The following is a 10,808-nucleotide window of genomic DNA, read 5'->3' on the forward strand; positions in this document are numbered from 1 at the left end:
TAGGATTGGGACATTCAAAAACCTGGCATTATCCTTTTTATAGTACATAAATCAGTACGAAGAAGGAGGGCAACAAAGCCTGAAACTCCCTACTCCGTTCGGACCTCGGACGTTCGGCGAGACTTCGGACGTTCGGCGAGATCAGTCGAGCCGCGTGAGCTTTTGTCGAACGCTGAGCTTACGGCCGAAGCCTGACTCCTAAGCCCACCAACAAACTTTTTCAGCCAACCCTACTTACTGGAAAGAACCTCTTCCAGACACACCCCGGCAAAGATCTAGAGTGGCCCCCATCTAATTGCCCGTCGGTAAACCATCTTTACATTTAGCTAACCAGTCCAATAAACTATCTAACTGCTGTGGTGGTTTTACCAATCCTAAACCCCTAACTGTCACCTGTTTGGGACTATAAACAAAGCGTGATTGTATATGTTGGGGTAGGTGTTCTTGTAATAATTTCCACGCTGGCTCTGCCATGGGAGTTTCGAGGATAATATGCTGTTTTCCATCGGGTTTAATGCGGGAAAAACCGAGGGATTTAGCCAGATGTTTTAACTCGATTACCTTAAATAATTGTGCCACCGGTGAAGGAATTGCCCCGTATCTATCGACTAAATCGGCGGCAATTTGTCCTAAATTTTTCTGAGAATTGGCAGTAGCGATCGCCCGATAGACATCCATTTTCTGCTCCGGATCGGATATATAATCGTTAGGAATAAATGCAGTTAATTTCAGATCGATTTGGGTATCCTCCACTTGGGGAATTTCTTGACCTTGAATTTCCTGCAAAGCTTCCTGTAACATTTCCATATATAGATCAAAACCGATCGCTTCCATTTGTCCTGATTGTTCCGCACCCAATAAGTTACCAGCGCCGCGAATTTCCAGATCTCTAGTCGCTAATTGATACCCCGATCCTAACTGGGTAAATTCTTGAATTGCCTTTAATCTTTCCCGAGCGGTTTCTGTTAGTTCTGCCTTGGCCGGATACAGTAACCAAGCGTGCGCTTGTACTCCCGATCGCCCCACCCGTCCCCGCAGTTGATAGAGTTGCGCTAAACCGAATTTTTGGGCATCTTCAATGATAATCGTGTTAACTCTGGGAATATCTAACCCCGACTCTACAATAGTCGTACAGACTAAGATATCCGCTTCCCCATTATTAAATGCTAACATGGTGGTCTCTAATTCGGACTCATCCATACGACCGTGGCCGATGGCAATTCTAGCACCAGGAATCATCCCTTGAATTGCTGCCGCTTTTTCTTCAATCCCCTCGATTCTGGGTAATACATAAAAAACCTGTCCCCCCCGATCCAATTCGTTGCGAATTGCCGTTCTAATCACATCAGAATTATAACTAGAAAGGTGGGTTTGAATGGGACGACGAGAGGGGGGAGGTGTGGTAATTAAACTCATTTCTCGCACCCCAGAAAGGGACATATAAAGAGTCCGGGGAATCGGTGTCGCACTCAAGGTTAACACATCAATATTACTTTTAAAAGCCTTAATTTTTTCCTTTTGATTGACCCCAAAACGCTGTTCTTCATCAATTACCAATAATCCTAAATCTTTAAACTCCACCGCTTTACTCAATAACAACTGAGTACCCACTACTATATCCAATTCCCCCGTTTTCAAGCGCTGGACGATATCTTTTTTCTCGGAATTGGTGCGAAAACGATTTAATAAACCCACATTAATGGGATAGGGAGCAAAACGTTCTTTTAGGGTGTGATAATGTTGTTGGGTTAAAATCGTTGTTGGTGCTAATAAAGCCACCTGTTTATGACCCGTGGTGACAGCTTTAAAAATAGCCCGAATCGCCACTTCTGTCTTACCAAAACCCACATCCCCACAGACTAAGCGATCCATCGGGCGATCGCTTTCTAAATCCCGTTTCACATCCTGTATCGCTTTTAATTGATCGGCAGTGGGTTGGTAGGGAAAAGAATCCTCTAACTCCCGCTGCCAGGGATTATCCATAGGATAGGCAAAACCCGATTTTTTGGCCCGTTGGGCGTAAATATTGATTAAATCAACCGCTAACTTCTTAATCGACTTCCTGACGCGAGCTTTCGTCGCTTCCCACGCTTTGCCAGAGATTTTATGTAATTCTGGCTCTTGATTACCTGTATGACGATAACGGGAGAGATTATCAACAGAATCGGCAGGAACCCGCAATAATCCATCGGCATACTTAATAACTAGATAATCTCGACCTTGCACTATTCCGCTAATTGTGCTTTCCTGCTTTTCTAGTTTGATAAACTGCCCAATGCCATGGTGTTTATGTACTACAAAATCGAGGGGACGGAGTTTGTTCACGTCCACCTGTACCGAGGCTGCTTGCCGACGTTTGCGGACGTAACCAGCAGTATTTAGAAGATGTTGTCCGAAGAACTCTCGATCAGTAACGACGACTATGCGATAGGTGGGTAGGATAAAACCTTCTAATTCAGCTAATCCTGAGTATTTTAGGGCTGTAGCGGTGTTTTGAATGATTAATCGCTCGATCGCCCCAAAATCAAGGGGATTGGGGATAAATTGGGCCGGACAGTCGTGTTCCTGTAATAACGAGACTGTGCGGGAGGGTTGGGCAGATATTAACCATGTAGCGTACTTATTTACTTTAATACCGCTATAAATCTCTCTTTTTCCCCGTAAAATTTCCGCTAGTTTGGCGAATTGCCCCGGATTGGTGGGAATCGGACGACTGGAGAGATTAAGGCTATTTTCGGAGAGGTGATCGTCTATTTCTGAGAGGTAGAGATGGGGAAATTTGGCCGATATTTCCAAAGATTCGCCAAAAGAACGGTGAATTTGCGGTAAAGCTGGTTCTATCTCTTGCCAGCGTTCCCCAATATATTCTATCCAGCGATCGCTTCTAGCTTGACAGCTTTCCAGTTCATCAAAGGCAATAAGGGTATTTTCAGGGAGATAATCCAATAAAGAGGCAGGTTGACGGAAGGCCAAGCCTAAAAATCGCTCAATTCCCTCTGGATAAATGCCATTAGCCAATTTTTCTCGCTCTTCGGCCTCCAGATAATCGGCCACTGTCGGGGGGAGAGAAGGGGCAATCATCGCCGCGAAGCTAGTGGGAGTAAGAAGCAGATTGGGGATAGAATCGAGCGATCTTTGGGTGGCAGGGTCAAATTCTCGCAATTTTTCCAATTCATCGCCGAAAAATTCTAACCTGACCGGTAATTCTGCCGAAACTGGGAAAATATCAACGATATCGCCGCGACGACTCCATTGTCCTTCGGTTTCTACCAGTGAAACCCGTTCATATCCTAATCTAGCTAGGGTTAGATCGAGGTTTTTGGCTTCTATAACCCTTCCTACCTCAAAATTATCGCTATATTTCTCGAAAACCTCTCTAGGGGGTAAATGGGGCTGCAGGGCCTTTTCGGTGGTAACGATCGCCATTCCAGCCTCTTGATGACTGATTGTCGATAATACCTGCATCTGTCCCCAAATCATCTCGGATTCCCGATTAAATCTCTCGTAGGGGCAAGCTTCCGAGGTGGGATAAAAGAAAACACCTTTCCACGTCATCGCTTCTAATTGTGCCGCCCAACGTGCCGCTTCTTCCAGATTGGCACAGATAATTAAAAGATTTTTTCCTTGACAACGGGCGAAAGCTGTGCCTATTAATCCTTTCGGTAAGCGGGCAAGGCCGGTTAGGGTTAAATTGCCATTTTTCTCCAGTTTTTGGATAAGTTCGGCAGTTAATGGCGATTTTTCAATGTTGCGAATAACGGAGGCAAAAGTCATTTTTTCGTGTTCGGCACTCGGTTTTTAGTTAGGGTTTGCGGCAAAAAGTTTTTCGTGGGGACAGGGTGTGGGGTGTGGGGTTTTACCGATTTTGAGGGGGTCAATTACTTAATTTTCCCCCCGATCACTCTCATGTCCGGTACTTTTTGATTTCCCAAAAAGTCTAAAAGTCTTACCCAACACGGTTTTTAGATTTATTCAGCAAGCTCTAGTTAAGCTCTACTGAATTTTTTATACTGCCTCTTGGGATTTTTAGTACAAATGCTCAGGCTTCCTCTCCCTGCTCCGGTGCAGTCTTAGCAAGTATCAGTTATCAGTTCACCCACTACTTTTTGGGGTTAATTTTTTTGGGCTTTATTTGACTTGACCAGAGGGGGGTCGCAGGCGCACGGATTTTCCATTATCTATATAATATCATGTCAAGCCCTAGTTAGCAAGAGAAAATTTTTTAATTGGGAGCGAAAGATCGAAGGACGAAAAACCAGTACATCTATACCGAAATATTTTCAGAATGATAACGATTCTCACCGACTGTGATAAGATCAGAATCATAATCAGACTCAGTTAATCCGATGGGTAAAAAATTCCAGTTAACAGCGATCGCTTTAACCCTGACTATAGCCAGCTTAACAGCTTGTAGCGATTCCTCGGTCAAGGAAGAGGAAGCAAAGACACCCTTACAGGTGACAGTGAGTATCGTACCGCAGGAATATTTCGTCAAACGTATCGGCGGTGATAGAGTCAGTGTTAATGCCATGATTCAACCCGGGACAGATCCCCACACCTATGAACCAAAACCCGAACAATTAAAAACCACAGCCCGATCGCAAGCCTATTTTAAAATTGGTGTATCCTTAGAAGATGCCTGGAAAGATCGCTTAAACAGTGTTAACCAACAGATGTTAATCGTCGATACCAGTCAAGGGGTAGATAAAATCCCTTTGACAGCAGAACATAATCACGATCATGATCATGATCACGATCACGCTAAGGAAGAAAAACATCAAGCTGGAAAAAACACCCTAGATCCCCATATTTGGTTATCACCAAAACGAGTCAAAGCACAAGCAAAGACTATTTATCAAACCCTAGCACAACTCGATCCGGGTCAGGAAGCTATCTATCGAGCTAACTTGGAAAAATTCAGTCAGGAATTAGACGCATTAGATCAAGAAATTCGGCAAAACTTGGCAGGGATTAAAAACAAAAAATTTATGGTCTTTCATCCCGAATGGGGCTATTTTGCCCAAGATTACGGTTTAGAGATGATTGCGATCGAAATCGACGGTAATGAACCCAGTGCTGCCCAGTTAGGTCAACTAATCAAACAGGCAAAAAAAGAGAATATTAAAGTTATTTTTACTCAACCAGAATTTAGTCAGAAAAGTGCCGAAACTATTGCTAGGGAAATTGGGGGACAGGTAATCCCTATCAGTGCCTTTGCTCAAAATTGGAGTGAAAACCTGCGACAAGTTTCCCAAAAAATGGCCACAGTTTTAAATCAGTAATTGCTTGTATATGTCAACGATCATTACCATTAATAATCTCTGGGCCGGCTACGAACAGGAACCCATCCTCGAAGATATTAATTTAACCATTGAAGAATTAGATTTCCTGGGAATTATCGGCCCGAATGGAGGAGGAAAAACTACCCTCCTTAAGGTTTTACTGGGATTAATTAAACCTTGGCGGGGAGAAGTCAGTATTTTGGGGCAAAGTGTCCAAAAAGGTCGGGAATTAGTCGGTTATGTGCCGCAGTTTGTTGAATGCGATCGCTCATTTCCCATTACTGTGGGTGAGGTGGTGAAAATGGGGAGATTGAGCAGCAAAAAACTCTGGCAAGGCTATAGTAAAAAAGATGAGGTAAGGGTAGATAAAGCTTTAGATAGTGTGGGAATGTTAGCGTTGAAAAAAAGATCGATTGCTGAACTTTCGGGAGGACAGCGCCAACGGGTTTATATCGCTCGCGCTTTAGCGGTAGAACCCCGTCTCTTGATTTTAGATGAACCCACTGCCAGTGTCGATCCCCAAATGCGTGCTAGTATTTTTTCCCTGTTGCAAGAATTGAATGAGTGGATGACTATTTTAATTATTTCCCATGATCTGGGAACCCTATCTACCTATGTTAAATCGATCGGTTGTCTCAATCGTCGTCTCTATTATCACGGCCAAAAATCTCTCACTACCGCTATGTTAGAACAAGTGTATTGTTAAGTAGTCGTGCAAAATTAATTTCTTGGTTAGGATAGGCAAAAGGCAAAAGGCAAAAGGCAAAAGCTTTATCGAAATGTGTAATTAATTTTGCTTAGGTACTTAAAAGTTTTCTCCTTTTGGGTTAAAATGGATTTCTGCTCAAGCTCATTGTTGAATGGCATTCACTCGTGTCTAAAAGGGATAAACTACTAGAACTCCTAAAGAATAGTCCTAATAACGCAAGATTCAACGATATTTGTCAACTGCTAGAATTAGAAGGGTTTTCCCTTGATCGAATTACAGGTAGCCATCACATTTTTAAAAGAAATGATATTATTTTGATCATAGCTGTTCATAATAAAAAAGTAAAATCTGTTTATATTCGTCGAGTCCTTGAAATTATCGGAGACAACTAAAGATGAATTATCCAATTATTATTTATCCCTGTGAAGAAGGCGGTTTTGTCGCTGAAATTCCAGCACTATCTGGCTGTTTGGCTCAGGGTGAAACCTTAGAAGAAACCCTACAAGAATTACTGATGGTAAAAGATTTATGGTTAGAAACAGCCCAAAAATATAATCAAAAACTTCCCAACTTAGAAACAGAGATAGCGAAAATCAAAGCATTAAGCACTGTATAGAGGAATTTTTTGGGAATGGCGATCGCTAATTGCCGTCTTGACTTAAAAAATAGTTACTTAACGCGCTTTTTTGCTTTTAATCATGACGAATTTGTAATTATTCTGCGTTACGCTAAAACATCCTAGCGTGCTACTATTCTGGTCAGTGATTCTTGACAGTAACCAGACGCGATCGATGATTCAGACGGATCAACAGTTTCCTAGTGTCGGTAGTCAGACTAAGGGACTTTTGGTTAATGCCGATGGCTCTGTGGATATCTATTTCGGGCCGAAACCGCCTGCGGGTAAGGAGAATAACTGGGTGCAGACAAATCTGGGCACGGGTTGGAATACGATTCTTCGGCTGTATGGCCCGCTTGAGCCTTGGTTTGATAAGACTTGGCGACCAGGGGAAATCGAGTTATTGAAGTAGTCCTATCCAGAATATGGCTGGATCGCCGATCTGTTGCTTGGGTTGAGGTGATAAAATTTGGCGATCAAACTTTGTCAGAGAGAATGATTGCAGTAACTCGACAATGATGTTATCATCGGGTCGTATTCGTTAACCCTAGTTACAAAATCGGTGATCGCACTACAGAATAAGTCTATTTATAACTTTTATGACATTGCTAATAGTACTTGAGTATCTTGCTATACGTGCAGCAGTAGGAATTGTAAGAATTTTTTCCCAGCCAGTATCTCTTACCAGTGATGATGCTCAAAATATTGCAACTATCATTAGAGCAGGAAGAGAGAATAATGTGAAAAAATTTGAGATAGAATTAAACAGCGAAATAGTTCAAGGTATTGATTTAAAAGGTTTAGAAACCAGTGAAAACGTAAATATAACACTGGGACAAAAAGGAAAAAGCAGTTATAAACTTACAATAGAGTACAAGGAATAATTGCGATCTCTAGTTAGGTTGTGTTGCACTTTGTTTAACTTAACCTGCTTTTAATTGAGAGGGCGATCGCTGTTTGGGAATGCGGTTGCTTTTTGGGGATGAGTGTGATCGCTTTTTGGGGATGAGAAGAGGCGATCGTTTTTTGAGAAGGAGCGGCGATCATTTTTGGGAGGAGCGCAATCACCGATCTTGTAATGCGATCGTTTTTTGATGATGGGGAGGGGCGATTGCTTTTTGGGGAGGAGAAGGGGCGATCGCCTGCCCTGAGATTAATCTCTCAACAAAGCTCGAAAACCAGCTTGCTGAAAATGAATATCCGTTGTTAATGCTTCCGTTATTCTACGCTCTTCCATTACAATAAAAGAAATACAGTCAACAATTCCCCAATTTTTATCGTTTCTTTGACAATATAGTTGAAAAGCTTTTTGATAAAGAATTTCCGATAAGGGAATAACTGTCACTGTTCTGTCCTTTTCTAATGAGGACAATAATTTAATTGACTTAGAGCGATATTTTTGTTTAGATAAAGCATTGCCAATCTCTAAAATAATGGCTCTGGTTGTAACTAAAGGTGTTTTTGAAGCTTTTAATTGTTGGGCAATGGCAAGTGCTTTATGATGATAATCGTCCGTAGATGAAGATAAAGCGGTCGCATAACTTGTATCGAGAAATTTCTCAGGGTTCATGCTCTTTTTCTTCGCCATATAAATATTTATCTAGATTTTCTGACCAATCTGAGGGGCCGTCTAGTTGTAATGATTCTGCTGTCTCTAAAAAAGAAGTGAGTTCATTATTTTCATCCGATAAGTTATCAACAATAATGCGGACGCGAGTATTGGCCTTCAATGTAACGGGTTGCTCTGGATGAAAGACCTTTCCGTCAAATAATGCGTCAATAGAATTAAGCATGATCTGTTGGTGAAATGATTTTTGCTTGAAATACCCATATTATAAATGTAACACACCAAATTGATTGTTATTCGCTATTATCTTGTTGATTAAATTTTAAAGCTGCCGCTTGGGATAGGAACGTAAAGGGCGATCATTTTTTGTGATGATGATTGCGATCGCTTTTTGAGAATGAGGAGAGGCGATCGTTTTTTTTGGGATGAGAAGGGGCGATCGCTTTTTGATGAGGAGGAGAGGCGATCGTTTCTTGAGTGAGGAGGGGCGATCGTTTTTGGGTGATGTGGGAATGGCGATCACATATCGTATTTTTCTATTATCATAGTAAAATCAGGCAAATATTTTGAAAATAACATGAAAATTAAAGCTCTAATCTGGCAAGAAGATGGTATTTGGTGCGGTTCCGTACCGGCATTGCCAGGCTGTCATACCTGGGGAGAAAGCTACGAACAATTATTAGAAATGTTGCAAGATGCAGTTCAAGGATGGCTTGAAGTTGCAAGTCAAGAAACAGAAATTGAAGCAGAAAAAGAGCTAGTCGAATTATCATTATGAAATCTATTTCTGGCCAAGCCCTTTGTAAAATTATTGAACGTTATGGTTGGCAGTTAAAACGCATTAGTAGTAGTCATTATATTTATACAAAACAGGGAATGAAAGTTATTTTATCCGTTCCTGTTCATGGCAATAAAGATTTACCAATTGGTACTCTTAAGAGTATTTTGAAAGATGCTGATCTGACCGAAGATGACTTGAGATAACGGTGATCGCTGTTTTCTTGTTGATTAAATCTTAAAAACGCGATCAGGTTTTCTTTTGAAATCTAGGGTAAAGCTGTTAAAACAAAACGGATAGACGTTGCCACTACCGCCGTAAACAAAATCCCAATCAAAGCCCAAACCTGATTGCCCTGATTGCTTTCTACCTTTTCTATCTGTAATTCCATTTTATCGAATCGCTTATCCATTGAATCCAATCGTTTCTCTACATTATCAACTTTGGTTTCTACAGTAGCCAATCGAATCTGTACTTGATTCACATCTTTAGAAATTGTATCTAGCTTCTGATTCATTTCTGCTAGAACTTCGCGCAAATCTGTTTCGATGATAGTCGGTGTTGGCATAACTCATCTTGTTAATCAGGCTGACACACTCATTTTAATCTATTTTTTTGCTGAGAGAACGGCCTCTTCTCAAAATATAGCAATTCTCATTTTAAGGTTTCATGACATTAAAACCCTTGCACCTAGAGGGGTTAATAATTCTTAACGAATCTCTAGATCGCTGAAACAACGCAAAATCGTTTCAAAATGAGAATAGCTGGTACGAATTGCGGTGCAGACAATACCTTACTCAAAAAACCCTGCGCTACTATTAGAACTAGAGGCGATCATTTGAAGGGCAACTGAGCCACCGTATAATGTTCAAATTCATACTGGAGTCCTAACCCATGCAAGTGAAACTTTCGGAGCAAATCTCGTCTGCGGATGCGGAAAATATTTTAAAGTGCTTACCAGACTGGATTCAGGATGCCCTGATTGCTCGCGCTACTGAAATTGATTATCCCGTTGAAGCAATCCTTGAGATGGCGATCGCCAGTTTTCTAGACACAGAGGCATTAAGTTTTGCCGACTGTAAGCCAGGGCGAGGTCAATAAGTGCGATCGCTCTTGTAGTAACGCACTAAATTAATTGTTATTCACCGTAATTATCTGATTTTTTGGATTTTTATTAATGCGATCGCCGAGCTTGTAGCTGATCTTGTAGTGCGATCATTTTTTGATGATGGGGAGGGGCGATGGTTTTTGGGAGGAGCAATTTTTGGGGAATGGCGATTTGGATGAGGAGGGGCGATCATTTTTGGGGAGGAGGAGGGGCGATTTTGAGGAGGAGGGGCGATCGCTCCCTAATAAGTATAAGTTGATATAATTATCGTATGTTTATCTGGTCGTCAAAATGTTGCTAAAAATCGTACAAATCGGTAATTCTCAAGCAATTACAATTCCTCAAGCAATCATGGAACAGTGTGAACTTCTGGACGAAGTTGAGGCGATAGTTGATGGAAAAAGAATTATTCTGAGTGCTAAAAAGAAGGTGAGGGAAGGCTGGGCTGAGTTATTTGATGATGCTCCTATTGAAGCCGAGTTACAGGATTGGTTAGGGGTGGAAAACGAGTTTGAGCGGCAAAATCAATGGTAGAAAGATTGGCTCTTCGGTAATTGTTATGCAAATAATTAACTTAAAATAAAATTCGATGAGAGTACTTAAGCTTAAAAGTAGCTGAAATCCATACGGGGAAGGACTTAAGGCACAAACAGGTTAATGCCAAAAGATAGACAATTGAGTTAAGATTTGATATAATAGCCAAAAACCAGAGTATTTTACTTATGATACTTGACAAATTTTTGAACCT

Annotated in this window: 16 protein-coding genes; 10 read left to right on the plus strand and 6 right to left on the minus strand. The window is 41.4% G+C overall.

The features are described 5' to 3' along the window. Nucleotides 1-291: 291 nt before the first annotated feature. Nucleotides 292-3,774: a transcription-repair coupling factor gene (mfd, locus tag ACE1AQ_RS01750; RefSeq protein ID WP_110544333.1), complete on the minus strand. Its 3,483-nt coding sequence runs from the start codon at nt 3,772-3,774 to the stop codon at nt 292-294. Nucleotides 3,775-4,346: 572 nt separating this feature from the next. On the opposite strand from mfd, the gene ACE1AQ_RS01755 reads away from it, so the two are divergent. From ACE1AQ_RS01755 to ACE1AQ_RS01780, 6 genes are all read left to right on the plus strand, one after another. After that, on the plus strand, nt 4,347-5,282 hold the full coding sequence (locus ACE1AQ_RS01755) for a metal ABC transporter solute-binding protein, Zn/Mn family (protein ID WP_110544335.1): 936 nt from the start codon (nt 4,347-4,349) through the stop codon (nt 5,280-5,282). A 10-nt stretch (nt 5,283-5,292) separates the two neighbouring features. Then, the gene (locus tag ACE1AQ_RS01760) at nt 5,293-5,988 is read left to right on the plus strand and encodes a metal ABC transporter ATP-binding protein (protein ID WP_002784967.1); all 696 of its coding nucleotides are present in this window, start codon (nt 5,293-5,295) and stop codon (nt 5,986-5,988) included. A 167-nt stretch (nt 5,989-6,155) separates the two neighbouring features. Next, entirely contained in the window at nt 6,156-6,383 is a 228-nt protein-coding gene (locus ACE1AQ_RS01765; protein ID WP_110544337.1) for a type II toxin-antitoxin system HicA family toxin, read from the plus strand. A gap of 2 nt (nt 6,384-6,385) precedes the next feature. Then, nucleotides 6,386-6,607, plus strand: a complete 222-nt coding sequence (locus tag ACE1AQ_RS01770; protein ID WP_002744564.1) for a type II toxin-antitoxin system HicB family antitoxin — start codon at nt 6,386-6,388, stop codon at nt 6,605-6,607. A 127-nt stretch (nt 6,608-6,734) separates the two neighbouring features. Then, nucleotides 6,735-7,019, plus strand: a complete 285-nt coding sequence (locus tag ACE1AQ_RS01775; RefSeq protein WP_110544339.1) for a DUF1214 domain-containing protein — start codon at nt 6,735-6,737, stop codon at nt 7,017-7,019. A gap of 187 nt (nt 7,020-7,206) precedes the next feature. Then, nucleotides 7,207-7,491 carry a hypothetical protein gene (locus ACE1AQ_RS01780; protein WP_004163554.1) on the plus strand — a complete coding sequence of 95 codons (285 nt, stop codon included), beginning with the start codon at nt 7,207-7,209 and terminating at the stop codon, nt 7,489-7,491. Between the two features lie 34 nt (nt 7,492-7,525). On the opposite strand, the gene ACE1AQ_RS01785 is transcribed toward ACE1AQ_RS01780, so the two are convergent. From ACE1AQ_RS01785 to ACE1AQ_RS01800, 4 genes are all read right to left on the minus strand, one after another. Then, on the minus strand, nt 7,526-7,675 hold the full coding sequence (locus ACE1AQ_RS01785) for a hypothetical protein (RefSeq protein ID WP_172456634.1): 150 nt from the start codon (nt 7,673-7,675) through the stop codon (nt 7,526-7,528). 85 nt (nt 7,676-7,760) lie between these two features. Continuing rightward, complete coding sequence (locus tag ACE1AQ_RS01790; RefSeq protein ID WP_110544342.1) at nt 7,761-8,177, minus strand: type II toxin-antitoxin system VapC family toxin; 417 nt, start codon at nt 8,175-8,177, stop codon at nt 7,761-7,763. Beyond that, complete coding sequence (locus ACE1AQ_RS01795; RefSeq protein ID WP_002792613.1) at nt 8,167-8,400, minus strand: hypothetical protein; 234 nt, start codon at nt 8,398-8,400, stop codon at nt 8,167-8,169. The genes ACE1AQ_RS01790 and ACE1AQ_RS01795 overlap by 11 nt, the downstream gene beginning before the upstream one ends. 96 nt (nt 8,401-8,496) lie before the next feature. Continuing rightward, a complete protein-coding gene (locus ACE1AQ_RS01800) occupies nt 8,497-8,697 on the minus strand; it encodes a hypothetical protein (RefSeq protein WP_149037202.1) in 201 nt (66 codons plus the stop codon). Nucleotides 8,698-8,751: 54 nt separating this feature from the next. On the opposite strand from ACE1AQ_RS01800, the gene ACE1AQ_RS01805 reads away from it, so the two are divergent. Next, nucleotides 8,752-8,952, plus strand: a complete 201-nt coding sequence (locus ACE1AQ_RS01805) for a type II toxin-antitoxin system HicB family antitoxin (protein WP_002735173.1) — start codon at nt 8,752-8,754, stop codon at nt 8,950-8,952. Continuing rightward, nucleotides 8,949-9,158 (plus strand): type II toxin-antitoxin system HicA family toxin, encoded by a 210-nt coding sequence (locus tag ACE1AQ_RS01810; protein WP_008199354.1) that lies wholly within the window; start codon nt 8,949-8,951, stop codon nt 9,156-9,158. Before ACE1AQ_RS01805 ends, ACE1AQ_RS01810 begins: the two co-directional genes overlap by 4 nt. Nucleotides 9,159-9,220: 62 nt before the next feature. On the opposite strand, the gene ACE1AQ_RS01815 is transcribed toward ACE1AQ_RS01810, so the two are convergent. Further along, on the minus strand, nt 9,221-9,520 hold the full coding sequence (locus ACE1AQ_RS01815) for a hemolysin XhlA family protein (protein WP_002755782.1): 300 nt from the start codon (nt 9,518-9,520) through the stop codon (nt 9,221-9,223). A gap of 326 nt (nt 9,521-9,846) precedes the next feature. On the opposite strand from ACE1AQ_RS01815, the gene ACE1AQ_RS01820 reads away from it, so the two are divergent. Continuing rightward, nucleotides 9,847-10,053, plus strand: a complete 207-nt coding sequence (locus tag ACE1AQ_RS01820) for a hypothetical protein (protein ID WP_002736760.1) — start codon at nt 9,847-9,849, stop codon at nt 10,051-10,053. Between the two features lie 298 nt (nt 10,054-10,351). Further along, a complete protein-coding gene (locus ACE1AQ_RS01825; RefSeq protein ID WP_002736094.1) occupies nt 10,352-10,594 on the plus strand; it encodes an AbrB/MazE/SpoVT family DNA-binding domain-containing protein in 243 nt (80 codons plus the stop codon). Nucleotides 10,595-10,808: the final 214 nt, after the last annotated feature.

Source organism: Microcystis sp. BLCC-F209 (assembly GCF_041928595.1).
Taxonomy (GTDB): Bacteria; Cyanobacteriota; Cyanobacteriia; order Cyanobacteriales; family Microcystaceae; genus Microcystis.